The 21,288-nt window shown below is 64.2% G+C and carries 18 protein-coding genes; 15 read left to right on the top strand and 3 right to left on the bottom strand.

Annotated features, from left to right (window positions below; all coding sequences use genetic code 11):
• Positions 1–215: 215 nt before the first annotated feature.
• The 6 genes from NKH30_RS02050 to NKH30_RS02075 all read left to right on the top strand — a co-directional run bounded on the left by NKH30_RS02050 (position 216) and on the right by NKH30_RS02075 (position 9,146).
• Entirely contained in the window at positions 216–929 is a 714-nt protein-coding gene (locus tag NKH30_RS02050) for a GntR family transcriptional regulator (protein ID WP_023676076.1), read from the top strand.
• Positions 930–1,268: 339 nt separating this feature from the next.
• Positions 1,269–3,275 (top strand): di-heme oxidoredictase family protein, encoded by a 2,007-nt coding sequence (locus NKH30_RS02055; protein WP_352994009.1) that lies wholly within the window; start codon positions 1,269–1,271, stop codon positions 3,273–3,275.
• Positions 3,272–4,234 carry a YeiH family protein gene (locus NKH30_RS02060; protein WP_352814636.1) on the top strand — a complete coding sequence of 321 codons (963 nt, stop codon included), beginning with the start codon at positions 3,272–3,274 and terminating at the stop codon, positions 4,232–4,234. Before NKH30_RS02055 ends, NKH30_RS02060 begins: the two co-directional genes overlap by 4 nt.
• A gap of 26 nt (positions 4,235–4,260) precedes the next feature.
• Positions 4,261–4,701, top strand: coding sequence for a di-heme oxidoredictase family protein (locus NKH30_RS02065; protein WP_352814634.1), 441 nt, complete (start codon positions 4,261–4,263; stop codon positions 4,699–4,701).
• A 36-nt stretch (positions 4,702–4,737) separates the two neighbouring features.
• Entirely contained in the window at positions 4,738–5,460 is a 723-nt protein-coding gene (locus NKH30_RS02070) for a phosphoadenylyl-sulfate reductase (protein WP_352502966.1), read from the top strand.
• 437 nt (positions 5,461–5,897) lie between these two features.
• Positions 5,898–9,146 (top strand): AfsR/SARP family transcriptional regulator, encoded by a 3,249-nt coding sequence (locus tag NKH30_RS02075; RefSeq protein ID WP_352994012.1) that lies wholly within the window; start codon positions 5,898–5,900, stop codon positions 9,144–9,146.
• Positions 9,147–9,198: 52 nt separating this feature from the next.
• On the opposite strand, the gene NKH30_RS02080 is transcribed toward NKH30_RS02075, so the two are convergent.
• Positions 9,199–10,296 (bottom strand): lactonase family protein, encoded by a 1,098-nt coding sequence (locus tag NKH30_RS02080; protein ID WP_352472922.1) that lies wholly within the window; start codon positions 10,294–10,296, stop codon positions 9,199–9,201.
• Positions 10,297–10,486: 190 nt separating this feature from the next.
• On the opposite strand from NKH30_RS02080, the gene NKH30_RS02085 reads away from it, so the two are divergent.
• From NKH30_RS02085 to NKH30_RS02120, 8 genes are read left to right on the top strand one after another with little or no spacing between them, the layout of a single operon-like run.
• Positions 10,487–11,038, top strand: coding sequence for a MaoC family dehydratase (locus NKH30_RS02085; RefSeq protein WP_352472921.1), 552 nt, complete (start codon positions 10,487–10,489; stop codon positions 11,036–11,038).
• Positions 11,039–11,041: 3 nt separating this feature from the next.
• Positions 11,042–12,202: a CaiB/BaiF CoA transferase family protein gene (locus NKH30_RS02090; RefSeq protein WP_352472920.1), complete on the top strand. Its 1,161-nt coding sequence runs from the start codon at positions 11,042–11,044 to the stop codon at positions 12,200–12,202.
• A 20-nt stretch (positions 12,203–12,222) separates the two neighbouring features.
• On the top strand, positions 12,223–13,365 hold the full coding sequence (locus tag NKH30_RS02095; RefSeq protein WP_352814748.1) for an ABC transporter substrate-binding protein: 1,143 nt from the start codon (positions 12,223–12,225) through the stop codon (positions 13,363–13,365).
• A gap of 21 nt (positions 13,366–13,386) precedes the next feature.
• Complete coding sequence (locus NKH30_RS02100) at positions 13,387–14,574, top strand: ABC transporter substrate-binding protein (RefSeq protein WP_352472919.1); 1,188 nt, start codon at positions 13,387–13,389, stop codon at positions 14,572–14,574.
• 55 nt (positions 14,575–14,629) lie between these two features.
• On the top strand, positions 14,630–15,367 hold the full coding sequence (locus NKH30_RS02105) for an ATP-binding cassette domain-containing protein (RefSeq protein ID WP_352472918.1): 738 nt from the start codon (positions 14,630–14,632) through the stop codon (positions 15,365–15,367).
• Positions 15,360–16,103 carry an ATP-binding cassette domain-containing protein gene (locus NKH30_RS02110; RefSeq protein ID WP_352772059.1) on the top strand — a complete coding sequence of 248 codons (744 nt, stop codon included), beginning with the start codon at positions 15,360–15,362 and terminating at the stop codon, positions 16,101–16,103. The genes NKH30_RS02105 and NKH30_RS02110 overlap by 8 nt, the downstream gene beginning before the upstream one ends.
• The gene (locus NKH30_RS02115; RefSeq protein ID WP_352472916.1) at positions 16,100–17,050 is read left to right on the top strand and encodes an ABC transporter permease; all 951 of its coding nucleotides are present in this window, start codon (positions 16,100–16,102) and stop codon (positions 17,048–17,050) included. Before NKH30_RS02110 ends, NKH30_RS02115 begins: the two co-directional genes overlap by 4 nt.
• Before the next feature lie 5 nt (positions 17,051–17,055).
• Entirely contained in the window at positions 17,056–18,021 is a 966-nt protein-coding gene (locus NKH30_RS02120; RefSeq protein ID WP_352472915.1) for an ABC transporter permease, read from the top strand.
• 67 nt (positions 18,022–18,088) lie between these two features.
• On the opposite strand, the gene NKH30_RS02125 is transcribed toward NKH30_RS02120, so the two are convergent.
• Both NKH30_RS02125 and NKH30_RS02130 read right to left on the bottom strand, forming a co-directional pair.
• Positions 18,089–18,925: an amidohydrolase family protein gene (locus NKH30_RS02125; protein ID WP_352994017.1), complete on the bottom strand. Its 837-nt coding sequence runs from the start codon at positions 18,923–18,925 to the stop codon at positions 18,089–18,091.
• A 67-nt stretch (positions 18,926–18,992) separates the two neighbouring features.
• The gene (locus NKH30_RS02130; RefSeq protein WP_352472913.1) at positions 18,993–19,781 is read right to left on the bottom strand and encodes an IclR family transcriptional regulator; all 789 of its coding nucleotides are present in this window, start codon (positions 19,779–19,781) and stop codon (positions 18,993–18,995) included.
• Between the two features lie 159 nt (positions 19,782–19,940).
• On the opposite strand from NKH30_RS02130, the gene NKH30_RS02135 reads away from it, so the two are divergent.
• Positions 19,941–21,257 (top strand): type 2 periplasmic-binding domain-containing protein, encoded by a 1,317-nt coding sequence (locus NKH30_RS02135; RefSeq protein WP_352472912.1) that lies wholly within the window; start codon positions 19,941–19,943, stop codon positions 21,255–21,257.
• Positions 21,258–21,288: the final 31 nt, after the last annotated feature.

Genomic DNA, 21,288 nt, shown 5'->3' on the forward strand with positions numbered 1-21,288 from the left:
CAGTTGCGCACCGCCGCACCAACTGACTGAATCCTCGAAGAAATCAGGGCCGCCTCTATGTAGCTGCCGATACGTCGGCCTTGTGCAATGCACAAATTATAGGCGATTGCCGCCGATCTCCGCAAAGATCGTATGCAATCTTTTTCATCTCTGTATTCACTTTGTCTCTCGTCCAAGCGATGCGATTCAGGGTAGAAGAAGGCAGGACCACTGCCATGAACATTGCCGACCAGACCTTCCCTGCTATCGAGGCCGCCAACGAGGATCGCGCGCAGGCGATCCGCGACCAGTTGCGCGACGCGATCGTCGATCGCCGGCTGGCGCCGGGAACAAAGCTTTCCGAAGGCGAAGTCGGCACGCTGTTCGATGTCAGCCGCACCGTGGCGCGTGCCGCACTGCAGATGCTTTCCTTCGAGGGATTGGTGCGCACCGAGCGCAATCGCGGCGCCTTCGTCGCCAATCCGTCGCCGGAGGAAGCGCGGCAGGTTTTTGCTTCGCGCCGGCTCATCGAACCAGGCATCGCGATCGCCGCCGCCGGACGGATGACGCCGGCGCATGTCGCCGCGTTCAAGGCCCAGCTCGACGAAGAAGGCCGTTTCATCGCCGAACGCGGACCGAACGCAAGGCGATCGGAGATCAAGGCGTCGGGGGATTTTCACCTGCTTCTGGCGTCGGTCGCGGGAAACGTCATCCTGCAGCGCTTCATGGAGGAATTGGTCGCTCGTTCATCGCTGGTGATCGCACTCTATGGCCGCTCGGGCATCTCGAGCTGCGGCCACAACGAACACACGCAGATCCTCGAGGCGCTGGAAAATGGCAATGCCGAACGCGCCAGCGCGCTGATGCTGCACCACATCGACCATATCGAGGCCGACCTCGATTTGCGCGTCAGGAGCGGCCCGGCACTCAGGCAGGCGCTCGAGTTCTGAAAATTTGCCGTTCGCGGCAACCTCGCCATGCCCATAATCACCTTTGCCCGACAAGCGCTTGCCTTGCGAAGCGCGCGCGGCCGCACGCCTTCCCCCAAAGCGCAAGATACGGCCGGCGGTTGAGGTGCCGTACACGATACGTAAGTGCACCCGCTCAATGATTGCGTCGAGATAAGCGTCACATGCTCGGGGCCGCATGTAGACGCATCGAGGTATCGAGCCGGGGATGTCGCAATGCGCAAGGGCCTTGCCGCGGTGCTTATGGATTTCGTCAGAGCTCGTCGGTCGCGGCGAAGCTGCGCCTCGCTGGACCTTTCGTTTGGCCGGATTATCTCCGGAATGACAGCGGTGTCTTTCATCTTGCTGCCGACGGTGGGCTTCACCAGCGATCACATCTCCGCCTGGCGCCTGGGCGCCCGTATCGTCGCCGTCGGGCTGCCGGGCGTGGCCGGCGTGCGCGAGGTGGGGCGTTTTCATAATGGCGGACCGATACCGGGAAATCCGGAATTCCTGCTGACCACGCGCGAAGGACGTGTGCTCGATCCGCTTAGGGTTCTGGTCGCGGTAGGCAGCAATTTCGGCGCGCCACCAGGCGATCTCGAATTCAAACCTGGCGCGATCCTGTCAATCGATCCGCGCGGCGACAAATCGGGCACGATCCTGGTTCCGCAGGATCTCACCGACCAAGATCTAGCCGACTATGGCGGAGCGAGCCCAGTCCAGCTCTACACGGCGCAGAGCGAGCCATTCCTCAACCGGCGCTACAATGGCCAGGCTCGAACGGCGCGGCTGGCGGCGGCATCCGGACCGCGCTACATCTCGATCAACAACGCCTTTGGAAGGCCCTGGATCGCCAACGCGCCGAACGGATTGGCCGGCGGCCGGTCTACCGATCGCGAACAAGCGCAGATCGCTCAACCCACTGGATGGCTGGCGAGCGGCTGGCTGGCCAACGGATGGCTGGCGAAGCGGCTGAACTACCGGGCAAGCGGCCAACTGACGCCCGGCGGGCTGCAGACCGGTGCGCTCGGAACGGCGTTTCTCGGCCCGTCACCGGACGGCAGCGGATTTGCCGTGTTCGGCGCGGTCACTGCGGACGGCAGCGTGGTCCAGATCCATGTCCAGGACGGTGTCGACGGCCTAGCCGGCCCTGGCACGGTGAGCATGGGCCGCAACAGCGGCGACGATCCCGGCGTCATCGGCATTGCCTTCAAGTGGAACCCGGACCGTGTTCTCTACATCGCCGACCCCGGCCGCGACCGGCTGGTGCTGCTGAAACTGCAAGACGACCGGCGGCATTTCACGGTCGCCGGGGCTGGCATGGTCTCGCTGCCGGAATTCGATCGTCCAGTCGACATTGCCGCCGCTGTCCCCGAGATCGCCAATCCGCACTTTTCGAGCCATACGACGCTTGCCGGGGGGTCGGACCTGTTCGTCGCCAATCGCGGCGACGGCTCGCTGCTGCGCATAAGCCAGGACGGCCGGCTTCTCGCCCGAGCGACGATCGACATCCCTGGCCTTGGGCCTCTCGGCGGCGATCGCCTGCGAGCCATCGCAATGTCGGCGGACGCGCAGCGGATCTGGATAACGATAGGCGGCGAGCTTCCCGGATTTCCCGGCCGCGACGGAGCGCTGCTCGAGGTTCCTGCTTTTGACGAGCACGGCGTGTCGGCGACGGCCCAGCAGACGCAAAATGCTGCCGCCAACCCCGATCTCGCCGCTCGCGGAAGGGAGCTGTTTCACACCGATTTCACGCCGCGGACCGGTCTTGGACCATTGTTCAATGCGACGTCCTGCCTGTCCTGTCATCCCGGCCCCGGCGGTGCGAGCGCGGATGAGAACCGTTTCGCGCGCAGGATAGCCCATATGGATCCGGGATCCGGGCGCACGGTCCCGATCGATCATCCCAACAGCCCGGTCGCCCGGCGCTACATGCTGCGCGATGGTGCCGGCATCGCGGCTGAACCGGCTGCACTGCCGCAGCAGGCCAATGTCATCTCGCTGCGCATGCCGCCCAGCCTCTACGGCGTCGCTGGCATAGACGACATACCCGACAGCGTCATCGAGGCGCAGGCAGTCAGCAAAGGCGACGGGATCAAGGGCCGCCCGCACTATGTCCTCGATGCCAACGGCGCGACGCGCGTCGGCCGCTATGGCTGGAAGGCCGACATTGCGGTCCTCGAAGAGATGGTCGCCGACGCTTTCACCAGGGAGCTCGGCATCACCAGCGTCGTCTCCGGCCACAGCGGGACGGACACGCAACCCGTCGAACAAGGGTCCGGAGAGATCGAGGCGGTGGCTGCCTATCTGCGAACGCTCACCCCGGCCGAGGAGGCCAGGCGATGAGCATCGCCCTGACGTTTTCGCATGCGCCGGAACAAGCGCACTCGATCTTGCCCGGTATAGCCGTGGCGGCCGCGCTCGCCCTTGCGGGCGGCTGGATTGCCGGCGGATTGGGCGAGCCGCTGTCGCGCAATCCGGTCCTCGTCGCCATGCTCTTCGGGCTGCTGATCGGCAACAGCTTTGCCTGCCCCGACGTCCTGCGCCCGGGGCTCGACTTCACCAAGCGCTACCTGTTGCGCCTGGCGGTCGTCCTTGTCGGCTTCCGCATCACGACGCGACTGTTCCTCGATCTCGGGCTGATGCCGCTCGCGGTGGCGGCCATCGAACTGATCCTGGTCGCGGCTTTGCTCTACGCCATCGCACGTAGGCTGTTCAGGCTGGAGGCCGAGATCGCGTTGCTGGTCGCGGTCGGAAGCGCCGTCTGCGGCGCAGCCGCCATTCTCTCAGTGGCTGCGCTGATGCGCGCACGCGACCAGAGCGCGGGGGTTGCGATCGCCCTGATCACGCTCAGCGGCACCGCGGCGCTGCTCGTCTATCCCGTGATGTTCCTGGGCGGCTGGCTGCCGCATCTCGACGACCGGCTCTACGGCGTGTTCGTCGGCGCGAGCATCTTCGAACTGGCGCAGGTCTACGGCGCCTCCTTCGCAGTCTCGGACGGGGCGCTGAACACCGCTACCCTCGTCAAGCTCAGCAAGGTGCTGATGCTCATCCCGCTTCTGCTGGCCATCGGCACGTTCTTTCGCGGCCGCAAGAGCGCGCCCGGAGCAACGCCGATCCCGTTCCCGTGGTTCATCGTCGCCTTCATCGGCGTGGTGATGCTCAATTCGCAAATCACGCTCGATCCGCAATTGCGCCGCGGCATTCTCGACGTCGACCAGTTCCTGTTCCTGATGGTGATGGTCGCGCTCGGGATCACACACGCATCGGCCGTCTCGGCGAAGCCGGCGGTGCGTGGCGCCTGATCGGCCTCGGCTCCAGCGGAGTGCTTTTGTCGGCAACCCTGGCCTCTGGCGCACTGATCCCGTTCTCGGCCGGCTTCCTGGCCTCGCCGTCGGTCTCGAGCGAAAGCGCAATGCTGGCCAGCGATGGCGGAAGGCTCTTCGCTTCGGTCGGCTGCGCCAAATGCCATGTGCCGGCGCTGGCGGGCACAAAAGGCGAAGTCAGGCTCTACTCGGACCTTTTACTGCACGACATGGGATCGGCGCTCGACGACAAGATCATCCAGGGCAACGCCATCGGCGCCGAATGGCGGACAACGCCGCTGGTCGGCATCCGCCTGCGCCAGCGCTTCCTGCATGACGGCCGCGCGACCACACTGCGCGATGCAGTGTTCGCGCATGGCGGCACGGCGCAGATCGTCCGCGACCGCTTCTTCGGCCTGGACGAGGCCGACCGCCAGGCGGTCCTCGATTTCGTGAGCAGACTATGAACCGGCCGCGTCACGCCAAAACCGGACCGAATCGCCATGCATGAAGGCATCATCGCGGAGCTGAACCATCTCGACGGACCCGAGCTGCTGGCGCCACTCGTCACCGACTTGTTCCGCGGAAAGGTAGCGCTCGTCTCCTCATTTGGCGCGGAATCTGCGGTGTTGCTGCACATGGCCGCATCGATCGACAGGTCGCTCCCCATCGCCACGCTCGATACCGGAAAGCTGTTTGCGGAAACGGTCGCCTATCGTACGCAATTGACGGCCTTGCTCGGCCTCACCGACGTGCGCATCGTCACGCCCCGGGCAAACGTCCTGCGGGTGCTCGACGGCTCTGGATCGCTGCACCGCAGCGATCCGGACCGGTGCTGCCACATCCGCAAGGTGCTGCCGCTCGAGAAGGCCCTGAGCGGTTTCAAGGCCTGGATTTCCGGCCGCAAGCGCTATCATGGCGGAGTTCGCACGGATGTTGCGACGCTGGAAGAAACTGACGGACGCCTGAAGATCGAGCCACTCGCCCGCTTCACCCGGCAGCAGATCGAGGTCTATCTCGACCATCATCGCCTCCCCCGGCATCCGCTCATCGAAAAAGGCTATTTCTCGATCGGTTGTGCGCCCTGCACCGTCGCGTGCGGCAGTGCGGACAATCCGCGCGCGGGCCGCTGGAGCGGATTGTCGAAAACAGAGTGCGGGATCCACCGGTCGCCCATCCCCTCGCACAATCCGGTCCCGTCCGCTTCCCGATTTCCGGTTGCGTAAGGCACCGAAGACCCGGGCGCCCAACAAGCCTTGAAAACTAGGCACGCTTGCGAAAACTGGGAGATCAATCGCCGGGAAACTAGGTGACCGTACCGATGTGCGCGGATGCCACTGCGCACAGGATGAGCTCGTGCGTTTGGAAAGGACTGCCAGGCAGCCCATGAGCTTGCCAATCGGAGGGAATAGCCATGATCAGGTCTTCTACCGGATTTGGAGCCGACGGTCGAAGACCGAGTGCGAGGTTCGCCCGCCGTCCATTGCCCAGTTTCAGGTTGCGCAACCATCGAGATCCGCCCTCCCGGGATCAGCCAGTGCCGCTTCATCTACGAAGCCCCCACGAATTGTCGCATGACTGCGCCAGGCTAACGTCAATCGGATCGGCGGGACGGTCATGGCAGCACGACCGTCGCTCGATGATTGGTCGAGCGGGAGCCCCCATGGCCGCCTTAGATGCCTTTGAAGCCGATGCGACGCAACCGCTCTCGGGCACAGGCCGGATCGCCAAGCTGGCGGCCCCGCGCAGCGCCAGGATATTGAGGCGGAACCGCGTTCTCGAAGCGATCGATCGGGTGTCGCGGTCGAGCGTATGCTGGGTGGCGGCACCGGCCGGCTACGGCAAGACGACCGCGGTCATCGATTATCTCGAAAGCGTCGAGGCGCCGCACATATGGTACCGTGTCGATGAGGGCGACCAGGATATAGCGCGGTTCTTTCAATATCTGGCGCAGTCGCTGGACTCAGTCTCGGCTGGAGACATGCCGGTCTTCGGCGTCGAGTATGCCGAGCAGCCGAAGGAGTTCGCCAGGCGCTTTTCCAGAGCCTATTTCGCTCGGCTAAAGCCCGGCACAATTCTGGTGCTCGATGATTTGCACGACGCCGATACCGCAGAATTTCGGGCGGTGCTTTCCGAGATGTTCCGTGAACTTCCTGACACCGTCCGCTGCATCTGTGTCTCACGCACGCTGCCCCAGGAGGAATTGGGCGACCTCATTCTCAAGGGCAAAATGGCTGTCATCGACCGCCACGCGCTCGAATTCTCGACCGCGGAAGCGCGCGATCTCGTCCACCTGCGTTCGAGGGACGCCGCTCGGGTCGATGTCGAGGCGGCGCGCGGTTGGGCGGTCGGGCTCGTCCTGCTCGCGGACCAAGGCACCAAAGCCGGACTGGACGGCACAACGGAGACGGTCCCCGGCGGGCAGAACGTGCTGCCCGACGTTCTCGGTCGTCATTTCTTCCTTTCCCTTCCCTCCGTCGACCAGGACATGCTGCTGAAACTCAATCTGCTGCCCGAAATCAGCGCCGGGTTGGCTGACGAGATGATCGGGTCGGGCGAAGCAGGAAAGCTGCTCGACAGGCTTTACAGGCGACAGTTTCTGGTCACGCGCTCGGAAAACAACCGCGATATCTTTCACCTTCATGACCTCTTGCGCGACTTCCTCGAGCGTCGTTTCGCACAGCAAATTGCCAGGGAAGAGCAGCAATCGCTCCGGCGAAAGGCGGCGAAGGTCCTTGCGGGGGCGGGCCGTCATGACGAAGCCATACGCCTCGCCTTACAGGCCGACGACTGGGACCAAGCGAGCGACCTGCTGCTGAGCCGCGCAGAGGACTTGCTGGCGCAAGGGAGCCGCGCGACCTTCATCGAGTGGTGCGGCCGATTGCCGGAAACCATCATGAATGGCTGGCATTTCTATTGGCTGGGCGTGGCCCACATGCCCGACGACGCTGCGGCGGAGCGTTGGCTGTCCAAGGCGTGGCAAGCCTTTGGCGAGGCCGACGATCTGCGCGGCCTGTGCCTCACTGTGTCGCGGGCGGTGTTGGTCAAGACTGCCAGCTGGCGCACGTACGAAGGTCTGTCCATGTGGACGCGACGGGCGTTCGAGCTGATCGAACGCGGGCTTCCGGAACTACCTTCCGAGGAAGCGATGCTGGTACGCATTGGCATGATGCGGGCGCTGAACTTCGGCGACGACTGCTATCGCAGCAGCCCCGCCGGACAAGCACTCGAAACCGAACTCCTGGAGCGGTTGACCCGGAATCCCGAGCACGATCCGAGCGGATTGCGGCTGCTTGCCAGCGAAACGCTGATCGATCTTTCGGTATCGACCATGCGCGCCGATCTGTTCGCCAAGGCCGTCGACAGCGTCGTTGACGATTTGAGTGACAAGAGCGTGCTGCCTTGGATTCTCGGCATGTGGCTGGTCGCCTTTGGTGCGGAAAGTGGACGTTATTTTCCCTATAAGAGAAGGGATTTTCCCTATCCGTCGGCCGAAGCGGCGTTGCGGGCGGCGATCGCAATTGGCGAGCGCGAATCGCTGAGGGGCGTGGAGTTCGGGGGGCTCTATCATTTGCAAATGCAGATGAAGGTCCGCAACGATTTTGCCGAGTTCCACCAAGTGGTCGAGCGTTTGGCCGAGATCGCCGACAGCCGTTTCACCACGCAGGTCGCCGTCGTCGCCGATTGCCACGCCGCGCTCCATGCCAGGCAAGGCGATTTCACGGCCGCTTACCAGGATTGCGAGCGCTTCATGACTGCCATCGAGGCGGCGAACGAGCCGATGATCGAGCGCTGGCCGCACTACATCACGCAGTTCCAGGTGCTGCTGGCGGACAGGAAGCCGCGCGAAGCCGCCGTGCTTCTCAGCGATCTGCTGCCGCGGCTGGACGGCGGCGCCCACAAGCGAACCGAGATATGCATTCTGGCAGCGGCCGCATTGGAGAACCTGTGGAGCGACGATCCGCACTATGGCGACCGGCTGCAGGCCTTCCTGGAAGCGCTGCGCGACATCAGGTGGCCAATGGTGCTGCTCAATGTCCCGGAATTGCTCGCCGAACTGCTTGGCGATGCGCTTGAGCGCGGCATCGAGCCCGAGTTCTGCCGGTCGTTGATCCGCGAACGCCGGCTCGAGCCGCCGCCCCGGCGGCCCACCGCCTGGCCCTGGCCGCTCAGGGTCCACGTCCTCGGAGGCTTTCGGCTCGAACTCGATGCAAACCCTCTCGCGCTCGGCGCGAAGCCGCCGACGAAGGCCCTCGACATCCTGCGAGTGCTGGCGATCTCAAAGGAAAATACCCGCTCGCAGGAGACCATTCAGGACTGGCTGTGGCCCAACCTCGACGGCGACCAGGCGCGGGCGGCGTGCGACCAGGCGCTTCATCGGCTGCGCAAGCTGTTGGGACGGACCGACCTCATCGTCCAGCGCGAAGGCAAGCTTCGCCTTGCATCGGACAAGGTCTGGGTCGACCTCGCCGACTGGGAAGCACGGCTCAAGACTGTCGCAAAGGTCAATGCGGAGGGATTGCGGCCAGACGCGGAGGCGCTCTTCCATGCATTCCCGGGTCCGTTGTTGTTGCACGAGCGAACCGCTTCCTGGTCGCTCCCGGCTTGCGAGCGCGTGCGTCGCGAACTGATCGATCTTGGGCTGCGGCTCGGCCAGCGGCTGGAGGCGGCCGACCAAGCCGACAAAGCACGGGCGATATATCTAGCGGTATTGGACTTCTATCCAGATGCCGGACCGATCTGCAAAGCGCTGATAAAGGAGCAACTGTGCCGCAATGATTTCGAAGGCGCAGTTGACGAATATGGGCGCTGCGAGCGCGCATTGCGTGCTGCCGGTGACGTAGCGGCCGCAGACATACGCGCGCTGGTGGCTCCCTATCTCGCGCGACGGGCGTCCCGATCCTCGTATTGAAACGACACGTTCTTATGGCCATGGTACTGGCGGAATTTTCACCCGCCAGCGCTCAACGCACGATCCTCACGCACATCGGCGTGCCAATATCGATGGATCGGCCGGTGTCGGTCAGCCGGCCGGTTGCGGCATCACGGGCGAAAATCGAGATGCGGTCGGCATTCTGGTTGGCCGAGAACAGATGGCCGCCCGAGGGCGTCAGTGCCAGATTGCGCGGCGTGGCACCGCCGCAAGGCGTATAGTCGACAAGAGCAATCCTGCCGGTTTGCTGGTCGACCGAAAACACGACGATGCTGTCATGACCGCGGTTGGAGCCGTAGAGAAAGCGGCCGTCAGGCGAGATCTGGACGTCGGCACAGTGATTGCCGTCGCGCGCCTCGGGCGGCACGGCCGGCTTGCTGTCGATCACCGTAAGCTTGCCTGATGCTTCGTCCAGCGCCAGCGAGACAACCGTCGAATCCAGCTCGTTCATGACGAACACGAAGCGACCGCCCGGATGCAGTGCGAGATGGCGCGGACCCGCGCCTGGCGCAAGCGCCGACTCGGCGAGTTTCGTCAGGCTGCCGTCGCGCCCGATGCGATAGGACACCAGCCGGTCGATGCCGAGGTCAGCGACGATCGCCATGCCGCCGGCAACCGTCTCGGTTACGCTATGGGCATGCGGCCGCTCCTGGCGGGCAGGATCTGGTCCGGTCCCGCTATGGGCAACGCTCGACAACGGCGCTGTCAGGCCGCCATTCTCACCCAACCCATAGACCACGACCGAGCGATCGGGGCCGCCCTCGCCCATGCCGTAATTGGCGACCAGCAGCTTGGTCCGGTCGCGCGTGATGGTGTTGTGCGCCGTGATGCTGCCCAGCGTCGGCTGCTTGTTGATGTAGGACAGCGTGGCGGTCTGCCTGTCGAAACGGTAGGCCGAGACCACCCCTTCGCGCCAGGTGAACACTTCTGAGTTGGCATAGACGTGGGAGCCGTCCGGCGTCACCGACAGGAAGGTGGGATTGTCGATGTCTCCCGTCTCGGCCAGTTTCTTCGTCTGCAGCGTCCCTTCGTCGAAACTGTAGACACCCAGCCCGATGCCGCGCGCGCCCTGAAAATACGGGGCGTCGCGATTGAGGCTGCCGACGAAAATCAGACAGGCATTCTGCATCACTTCCTCCCTTGTTCCGCCGGCATTGGCCCCAACGGAGCAGGCAAAATTTCGCCGAGACTCGCTTGCAACGCAACCCCATATGTGAAAATACTATTCACAAAAGAAGATTGACGGGAGGATCGATCATGCATTTCGCTGGTCTGCGGCGCGCCCTGATGGACGATTCCCGCTCCCAGAGGAAGTTGTCATGAGCAGTTTCGCGCCAACCGTGGGCGTGGCATCGACACACCCCGCCAACATGCCTAGGGATCACGCCGACCTTCCCGTCTGGAACGCGGAGAACTGGTTCTACGAAGACTGGCCGGTCGGCCAGAAGATCCGCTCGCTGCGCCGGACCATTGCCGAGGGCGACAGCCATCTGTTCAACACGCTGGTGCTCGACATCCATCCATACGTGCAGGACCAGATGTTCGCCGAGACGCAAGGCATTTTCGGCAAGCGGCTGGTGGCAGGGGCCTTCGTGTTCTCGGCCGGGCTCGGTCTCGTCGCCACCAATTGCGTCAACGCCTTTTCGTATGGCTACGACAAATTGCGCTTCATCAAGCCGGTGTTCATAGGCGACACGATCTATTCAATCCGCTCCAACCTCGACAAGAAGCCAAAATACAAGGAAATGGGGCTGATCCGCGCCAGCTATGAAGTCTTCAAGGGTGAAGGCGAGCTCGTGCTTTATTGCGAGCACCTGCAGACGGTGAAGTACCGCAATCCGGCCGATTTCGCCGGTAAGACGGAGAAATAGGCAATGGCTGCCATTGCCGAACTGCCGCTGACCGGGCTCATCGTTGTCGATATGAGCCAGTTCTTGTCCGGGCCTTACTGCTCGCTGCGGCTGCTCGACCTCGGCGCTCGGGTCATCAAGATCGAACGGCCTGACGGCGGCGACCTGTCGCGCCGGCTCTATCTCAGCGACACCGAGATCGGCGGCGATTCCACCATTTTCCATGCGATCAACCGCGCCAAGGAAAGCCTTGCCATCGACTTGAAGGACGAGGCCGACCTTGCGGCGCTGCGCGGCCTGCTGGCCAAGGCCGACGTGCTGATCCAGAATTTCAGGCCCGGCGTCATCGAACGCCTGGGCTTCGATTACGAGGCGGTGCGCAAGATCAATCCGCGCCTGGTCTATGCCTCGATCAGTGGCTATGGCGAGGAAGGCCCGTGGGTCAAGCGGCCGGGGCAGGATCTGCTGGCGCAGGCGCGCTCCGGCGTGATGTGGCTGAACGGCGACGAGGACCAAGGGCCGGTGCCCTTCGGCCTGGCGATCGCCGACATGCTGGCGGGTTCCGCCGCCGCGCAAGGCATCCTCGCCGCACTGGTGCGGCGCGGCGTGACCGGCAAGGGCAGCCATGTCGAGACCAGCCTGCTCGAAGCGCTGGTCGACTTCCAATTCGAGGTGCTGACCACGCACCTCAATGACGGGCGCCGGCTGCCGCGGCGGTCGAGCTTCCGCAGCGCGCACGCCTATCTCTCGGCGCCCTACGGCGTCTATCCGGCCAAGGACGGCTATCTGGCGATCGCCATGACGCCGATCTCGAAACTCGCCGATCTCCTCGGGCTCGAGGAACTTGCGCCCTACCGCGATCAGCCGTCGACCTGGTTCACTGCCCGCGACGAGATCAAGGCGATCATCGCGCAAAAGATCGCAACGAAGACGGTCGACGAATGGCTTGCCATCCTCGAGCCTGCCGACATCTGGTGCGCCAAGGTTTTGACCTGGCCGGAAATGATGGCCAGCGAAGGCTTCCAGGTCCTCGACATGCTGCAGACGGTGACGCGCGAGGATGACGTTTCGATCCTCACCACGCGCTCGCCGCTCAGGGTCGACGGCATCCGAGCCAAGGTCGAGCGGGCCGCGCCGCGCATCGGCGAGCACAGCGCAAAAATCCGCGCGGAGTTCGGGCTGTGAGCGACGCCACGCTCAAAGGCATGACCTGGAGCCATCCGCGCGGCTATGACCCGATGGTCGCCTGTTCGAGACTGTGGAAGCAACAAACTGGCATCGCCGTTGAATGGGACAAGCGCTCGCTGCAGGATTTCGAATCCTTCCCGGTCGAGGAACTGGCCCGTGCCTACGACCTGATCGTCGTCGACCATCCGCATGTCGGCCAGATCACCGCCGAGAATTGCCTGGCGCCGCTCGATGTCGCCGGCCGGGAAGCCGAACGCGCGGCACTTGCGGCGGGCAGTGTCGGCCGGTCCTTTCCGAGCTACAACTGGCAAGGCCGGCAGTGGGCGTTTCCGATCGACGCGGCCAGCCAGGTGCAGGCATGGCGGCCCGACATGCTTTCGGCTGCGCCGGCGAGCTGGGCCGATGCCCTCGATCTGGCCCGGCAAGGCCACGTGATGTTGCCGCTGAGGCCGCCGCATTCGCTGATGGTGTTCTACACGCTTGCCGGCAATCTCGGCCGGCCCGCCGGTGAAGGCCCTGGCGACCACGTGGATCCGGCAGCGGGCAAGCAGGTCTTCGAGATGATGCGCGAGATCGCAGCCCTCGTCGACCCGGCCTGTCTTGGCATGGATCCGATCGCGGTTCTGGAGCAAACGGCCGGATCCGGCTCGCGGATCGCCTGCGCGCCGCTGATCTATGGCTATGTCTCCTATGCCATCGCCGGGTTTCGACCCACCCGCCTGGCTTTCGCGGATATCCCGGCCGCTGGCAATGCCGGCCCCAAAAGCTCGGCGCTCGGCGGGACCGGCATCGCCGTGTCGGCCTTCTCGAGGGCCGGACAGGCAGCAATCGACTTCGCCTACTGGATCGCCAGCGGTGACGTGCAGCGCGGCCCTTACGCCTCGGCCGGCGGCCAGCCCGGCCATGCGGCAGCCTGGGCGGATGCCGCCGTCAACGCCGCCGCCGGCAATTTCTACAAGGACACGCGGACTACGCTCGAAGGTGCCTGGGTGAGGCCGCGGCACGACGGCTACATGGCGTTCCAGCAGGCGGCGTCCGATCGCATCAATCTCGGCCTGAGCGAAAGGCACAATGCCGCTCGCGTCGTTGCCGATCTCAATCGCCTGTTTCGGGAGAGCCTTTCGACGCAGGTGTCCGGCGTTGCCGGCGGAGGAGCCTGAAACAACCGAACGGAGGAGAACATGAACAGCCTGATCCGCGGCCTTATGGCCGCAACCGCACTTGCATCGGTCACGACCATAGCTTGCGCTCAAGACGTTTCGGGCGTGATTGCTGGATTGCCGACCGAACTGAAGGCACAATATGACGGCGCGCCGCAAAAGGTGCTGCCGTCGGCCTGGGATAATTTCACGCCGCCGTCAAAGCCGTGGAAATGGTGCCACTCCGAGTCCTACCAGGGCAATCCGTGGCGCGTCACCGTGACCAAGGAGTTGAAGCGGCTGGTCGACGGCCTGATCGCCGACGGCACCGTGGCGAGCTTCGAGGTGTCGGATTCCAACAACGACGCCAGTCAGCAGATCAACCAGATCCGCGCCTTCATCGACAAGAAATGCTCGATCATCACCTCGATCCCCGGCTCGGCGACGGCGCTGGACGATGCCATCGATGCCGCAGCCAAAGCCGGCATCCCCTTCATCACGGCAGCTGGGTCGGTGACCAGCCCGAATGCGATCAATGTCGATTCCAACTATGCGCGCTGGGGCTACGACATGATGACCGCGATCGGCAAAGCAATGCCGGACGGCGGCAGCGTGCTTCTGGTCGAAGGCATTGCCGGTCACCCGATCGTCGTGCAGGAGCGCCAGGGCGCCGACAAGGCGCTGGCCGAAAATTCAAAGCTCAAGGTCTCGCGCAGCGTCAACGGCAACTGGACTGCAAACGTCACCAAGACGGCGGTGCTGCAGGCGATCGCCACCAATCCGGCGCCGATCGATGCGGTGTGGACGACGGGCAGCGAAAGCCGCGTCGTCGCCGAGGCCTTTGCCGAGGCCGGCCGCCCTGCCCCGCTGATCACCGGCTCGATCACCGGCGATGCGCTCGGCTACTGGAAGGCCAATCCCGACAAATACCGCTTCGAAGGCCATGCGGTTCTGCCGCACTGGACGGCCGAGACGCTGTTTCGTGTCGGCGTGCGCATGCTCGACGGACAGAAGGCGAAGCTCAACACGCTGCTGATCCCGATTCCGCCGGTGCACAATGCCGACCTCGGCGCCTGGTACAAGGACTGCATGACGCCGGACGCCGTCTCGATCTTCCCGGTCCCGCCGAAGGATCCGATGCCGGAGGAATGGCTCGATGCCTACTTCGCCAATCCGGCACCCACCAAGGGCTGGGATTATTCGAAGGTGCCGGACGCCTGCGCCAAGTAGGATACGAAGGCCGGCTCCGCACGGGCGGTGCCGGCTTTCTCCATCAGGATTGCTCATGCTGGAAGTCCAGGCCATCTCGAAACGCTACGGCGAAACGATTGCGCTGGCCAATGCCTCAATCGCATTCCGCGCCGGCACGATCCACACCATCCTGGGCGAGAATGGTTCGGGCAAGAGCACGCTGGTCAAGCTGCTGTCGGGGATCGTCCAGCCGGACAGCGGCGCGATCCTGCTCGACGGAGCGCCCTTTACCGGCCTCTCGCCGGCGGCGTTCCAGGGCGCCGGGTTCGCCACCGTGTTCCAGGAAGTGCTGATCGCGCCTGACCGTTCGGTGACGGACAACATCCTGCTCGGCCTCGACGGCTTGCTGACGCGCACCGTGCCGCGTGCCGAGCGGCGGCAACGCGCGCAAGCGGTGCTGAAGCGCTTCGCGGTGACCGAGATCCCGCTCGACCAGTTGGCCGGGCAATTGCCGCTTGCGGTTCAGCAATTGGTAGTGCTCGCCCGCGCCGTGGTGCGCAGCCCGCGCATTCTCATCCTTGACGAGGTTACGGCGGCGCTCGACTTTGCCGATCGCGAGGCGGTCTTCGCCATGATGCGCAAGCTTGCCTCCGAAGGCTGCCTGATCCTGTTCATCACCCATCGCATGGACGAGGTGATGTCGCTTTCGGACCGGATTTCCGTGCTGCGCGGCGGCAGCGTGGTGACGACTGAGGAACGCGGCACGTCCTCCGCATCCGAACTTCTCAGAGCGATGGCGCCACGCACGGCGGCGGAGCTGGCGCATGGCTGATCGCGCCAGCCTTTCGGTGCGTGGCCTGGTGATCGCGCCGGGCGCAAGCCCCATGACGCAAACCATCGCGCCTGGCGAGATCGTCGGCCTTGCCGGCCTCGACGGCCACGGACAGGAGCGGTTCCTGAAAGTGCTGGCCGGCCTGGAACGCCCGGCCGGCGGCGAGGTGACCGTCGAGGCGCCAACCGGAGCACGCGCGATCACCAATTTCCGCAAGGCGGTCGCCGGCGGCATCGCCTATTTGCCGCGCGACCGGCGCACCACCGGCATTTTTCCGACCCAATCGGTGCTCGACAATTTTGCCGTCTCGACGCTGTCGCGCGATATGCGTTTCGGTCTGCTCAGCTTCGCCGCGCGGCGGCAGCGCTATGAACGCTATCGGGACAGACTGTCGATCATCGCGCCACGGCCGGACGCCCCGATCACCACGCTTTCCGGCGGCAATCAGCAGAAGGTGCTGCTGGCCCGCGCATTGGCGCTGGAACCGGCGATCCTGCTCCTCAATGATCCGACGCGCGGTGTCGACGTGGCGACGCGCCATGTCCTCTACGATGTGTTTCGTGGACTGGCGGCGAACGGCATGGCTCTGGTCATCCTGTCGAGCGAGATCGAGGAGATCCTCCTGCTTTGCCATCGCGTGCTGGTGTTCCGCGAACAGCAGGTGGCGGCTGAAATCACCGGAGATGCGATGAAAAGCGATACGGTGATCGCCGCCATGTTCGGGCGCGCGGCATGAGCGGGTTGCGGCGCATGGCGGCGCGATGGCGCGGCGCTGGCTTTGCGGCAGTGCTGCTGGCCATCCTGATCGCGGTCAATCTGCTGCTCAATCCGGCGCGCTTCCATCCTGCCGCCTGGGGGGCGCTGATCGGGCTCGCCGCGCCGCTGATCGGCGCAGCGGTCGCCTCGGCTCCGGTGATCCTCGCTGGGCGCGGCGGCATCGACATTTCCGTCGGGCCATTGATGGGCTTCGTCAATGCGATGGTGATCCAGCTGCTGTTTCTCAGGCTTGGCATATCTTCGCCGCTGGTCATCGTGCCGGCGGCGCTTCTGATCGGCGCGATCGTCGGCGCTGCCAACGGCTTCTTGGCGACCATCGTTCGCATCCAGCCGATCGTTGCGACGCTCGGCACCTATCTGATCCTCACCGGCATGACGCTGACCATCCTGCCGGCGCCGATCGGTCCGGCGCCGGGCTGGCTGAAGGCAATGGCCGGACCCTGGTCGGCACTGCCGCTGGCGCTGATCTTCCTGTTCTGGTGGCTGGTGCGGCAGACGCCTTATTACGACCAGCTGATGGCGGTGGGCAGCGACGACCGCGCCGCCTACACGGCCGGCATTCCGGTGACGAAAGTACGTTTCATCGCCTATGTCATGACCGGCATACTTGCCGCCTGTGCCGGCCTCATGCTGACCGCCCTGATCGGTTCGGCCGACCCTAATATCGGGCCGACCTACACGCTGATCGCGATTGCCGCGGTGGCGCTCGGCGGCGTCAGCCTTGCCGGCGGGCGCGGCGGGCTCGCCGGCGCCGCCATCGGCGCTGTCGACATCTTCCTGCTGCAGAGCGTGCTGACCGCCTTCAACGTCTCCACCTATGTGCTGCAGATCGCCTATGGCGCGATCCTGGTTGTGGCGGTCATCATGACGGCGCTGCAGGAGCGGCTCTCGGGACGGAAAGGCTGAGAAGCATGAGCCGGAACTGGTTCCAGTCCACCAATGCCCGCGTCGCCGGTGCCTTTGCCGTCGCTGTCGCCTTGCATCTCCTTGGCACCTTGCTCATCCCGGGCTACTCCCAGCCGTTCGCCATCCGGGCGCTGCTGGTGATCGCCTCGCTGCTGGCGGTGGCATCGATCGGCCAGACCCTCGTCGTCATCCTGGGCGGTATCGATCTGTCGATCCCCTTCATCATCGGCTTTGCCAATGTCGTTGCCGCACAGCTCTACGGCGTCGGCTGGAATTTTGCTCTTGTCTGCGCGGTCGTCAGCGCGCTCGCCTTACTGATCGGGGCGCTGAACGGCCTGATCTCGCGCGGGCTCGACATCCACCCGCTGATCGTCACGCTCGGCATCGGCATGATTGTGCAAGGCGCCGTCCTGTTGTGGACCGGTGGTTTTCCATCCGGATCGGCGCCGCAAGCGGTTTCCGCCTTCGTTTCGATCGGCGGTTCGGTCGGACCGCTGCCGGTGCCGGGGCTGGTGCCATGCGTCGCGGTGTTGACCTTGCTGGTGGCGCTGGTGCTGGCGCGCACGCCATACGGCCGCCGTCTCTACGCCCTAGGCAGCAATCCAGGTGCTGCGCCGCTGGCGCTGATCGATCCGGTCCGCATGTGGACCGTGACCTATGCCGCGAGCGCCTTCTTCGCCGCCGCAGCCGGCGTGCTGCTGCTCGGCTTCACCGGCTCGGCCTATGGCGATGTCGGCCAGCCCTATCTGTTCCAGACGATCGCGGCAGTGGTGGTCGGCGGCGCCGCCCTTGTCGGCGGCCGCGGCAGCTATTTCGGCACCATTGCCGGCGTGCTGGTGCTGACGGAGATCAACACGCTGTTGATCGGCCTCGGCTTCCGGCCCTCGACCGTGCAGGCGGCACTTGGCCTGGTCATCGTGCTCCTGGTTTCGCTCTACGGTCGCGAGCGGCACGTGTCGGCGACGATCTGAGGCCACCTATTCGTTTGAGCCGCATTTGTGCGACGCCAAGTGATCCGTCACTTGGCTGCAAAATGCTCTACAAACGCCACAGCCGCTTGGCGTTGCCGGAGAGCAGCTGTTGCCGCTCATCGATGCTTGCACCGGCGAGCAGCGCGTGCGTTGCCGCCACCCAGGTCGCAAGCCCGCCGCCAAGCGTGCAGACCGGCCAGTCGCTGCCCCACACAACGCGGTCCCAGCCGAAGCATTCGATGGTGTGCTCGACATAGGAACGCAGCGTTTCGACAGTCCAGGATCCGGCATCCGCATAGGCGACCACACCGGAAATTTTGCCGACGACGTTCGGGCGCCGCGCGATCTCCGCCATGTGCTCGCGCCAGGGGTGCTCGGCACCACCCTTGATGTCGGGCACGCCACAATGGTCGAGCACGAACTGCACATCTGGCGCGAGGTCGGCGAGTGCAATCGCCTTGGGGATCTGGTGCGGCAGAACGACAAGGTCGAAGGTCAGGCCGCTGCCGGCAAGCCGCCTGATGTTTTCACGAAACAGCGCGCCCTCCGAAAGCTCGTCCGGCATGACGTGCAGCACGCGGCGAAAGCCTTTGACGAAAGGATCGGCGCGCTGGCGCTCGAGATAGGCGGCAAAGCCAGGCTCCTCGGGGCGGCAGGAGGCAATTGCCCCCCGCAGCAAGCTGGCCTTTTCCCGCGACAGCGCTTTGACACGGCTGGTTTCAGCCTCGATGTCGGCAGGATCGACATCGACCTCCATATGCAATGCGCCCTCGATGCCGGCGCGGCGGGCCTGGACTGCATATTCGTCGTAGGAGAAATCGCGGTTGAGTGCCGGCACGCCGGCCAGCCAGGGATAGCGCAGCGCGGACTGGTCGATCAGGTGCAGATGGGTGTCGAAGATCATGGTGGCGCGCTCCTCCTTGGCGACTTCGAGATCATCTCACGGAGAAATTCTTCATTCAAATAAGAATTCATCTCGATTGCTTGACGGTCGATCCCGCCAGTTGCGACAGCTTTTCGGTCGCTGCCAGCAGCAGCTCAATCGTCCTCGTAATGTCGGGCGCCTTGGGTGCGTTGACCAGGGTTATGTAGGGGATCGACAGCGCGGCGATCGCCCTGCCGTCCGAGCCGAGAACCGGTGTCGACAGGTTGAAGACACCGGCGGTCTGCATCGATGCCATCATCTCGTAGCCGCGTTCCCGGATCTGGTCGAGGCGGGCAAAGAACTCCGGCGATTGCGGTGGCTTGTCGGTGCTGCGCAGATGTTCTGAGATCATCATCTGCCGCTCTTCCGGCTGGCGGAACGCCAGCAGCACATGGCCGGAGCCGGTGTCGAACAGGCTGATATGCGAGCCGACGCGGATCGAGATGCCCCAGTAATCCGGCGCCTCCTGCTGGGCAATCACCACGGCGGAGCCGCGATCGAAAACGACGAGCTGGTTTGCCTGCTGCGAGGTTTCTGCCAGCTCGCGCATCAGCGGCGTCGCGTAGGAAACCAGCCGGCGCACCGGCGCGTGCAGCTGCGCCAGGCCAAACAGCTTGAGCGTCAGCGAATAACGGTCGCCATCCGGCCGCGTGACGTAGCCGCGCCGCACCAGCCGGTCCAGCATGCGGTAGAACTCGTTCGGACTGCGGTCGAGCTTCTTGGCGATTTCCGCCTGCGTCAGGCCGCCATCGACACCGGCCAGCAACTCGAGGATGTCGAGCCCCTTGTCCAGCGCCGGGGCTCGATAGCGGTCATCTTCCTCGTCCTCTGCCATTGGGCTTCTCCAGTGAATTGCACTTTTCATATACGCATAACGGTATTGTTTCCGAAAGAACTTTCGGCTTGACGATCCTGTAAATGTTTTGTTTGTATATGAATGAAGCTGCCGATCCGCCCTCGCTATGGATCGACGCGGACTCTTGGGAGGATACCGATGACGAAACTGTTTTGCGGCCTGTCGGCCGGCGTAACGCTGCTCGCACTGGGTGCGAGTGCCCTTGCTGCCGACCTGCCCGGCAAATTCGACGGCGTCACCATCGACGCCAAGCTGATCGGCGGCCAGCAATATGAAGGGCTGTACGCGCGCATCGGCGAATGGGAAAAACTGACCGGCGCCAAGGTCAACGTGATCTCGAAGAAAAACCACTTCGAGCTCGACAAGGAAATCAAGTCGGACATCGCCTCCGGCAGCATCAACTGGTGCGTTGGGTCGAACCACTCGTCCTTCGCGCCGCAATATCCTGATATCTACACCGATCTCAACAAGCTGCTGCCGAAGGAGGAGATCGACGCCTTCGTGCCGTCGACGATCAAGGCCTCGACGCTCGACGACAAGCTGGTGATGCTGCCTCGCGCGCAGTTCGACGTCTCGGCGCTCTATTACCAGAAGAGTCTCTACCAGGACGAAGCCAAGAAGGCCGCCTACAAGGCCAAATACGGCAAGGAGCTGACACCGCCCGACACCTGGGACGAGGTCGCCCAGCAGGCGGAATTCTTCGCCAGCCCGCCCGATTTCTACGGCACCCAGTTCGCCGGCAAGGAAGAGGCGATCAACGGACGCTTTTACGAGATGCTCATCGCCGACGGCGGCGAATACCTCGACAAGGACGGCAAGCCGGCCTTCAACTCGGAAGCCGGCGTGCACGCGCTCGACTGGTTCGTCAATCTCTACAAGGCCAAGGCGGTGCCGGCCGGCACCACCAACTATCTGTGGGACGATCTCGGCCAGGGCTTTGCCTCCGGCACCGTCGCCATCAACCTCGACTGGCCGGGCTGGGCAGGCTTCTTCAACGATCCGAAGTCATCGAAGGTCGCCGGCAATGTCGGCGTGAAGGTGGCGCCGAAGGGATCGGCCGGCATTCGCACCGGCTGGTCGGGGCACCACGGATTTTCGGTCACCGAAAACTGCGCCAGCAAGGAAGCCGCGGCGTCGCTGGTCTGGTTCCTGACCAATGAGGACAGCCAGAAGCTCGAGGCGGCAAGCGGCCCACTGCCGACCCGCACGGCGGTGTGGGACTGGGACATCCAGCAGGCGGCCAGCGATCCTTACAAGAAGGAAGTGCTGGCGGCTTTCCAGGAAGAGGCAAAGCACGCTTTTGCCGTGCCGCAGACACCTGAATGGATCGAAATCTCCAACGCCGTCTATCCCGAATTGCAGGCCGCCATCCTGGGCGACAAGACCTCCAAGCAGGCGCTGGACGACGCTGCCGCCAAGGCCACCCAAATCCTCGAGGACGCCGGCAAGCTTTGACCATTCTCCCAAGGGGGCGCCGCTCATCGAA

The sequence above is a fragment of the Mesorhizobium sp. M1273 genome (assembly GCF_040318195.1).
In the GTDB taxonomy this organism is placed as follows: domain Bacteria; phylum Pseudomonadota; class Alphaproteobacteria; order Rhizobiales; family Rhizobiaceae; genus Mesorhizobium.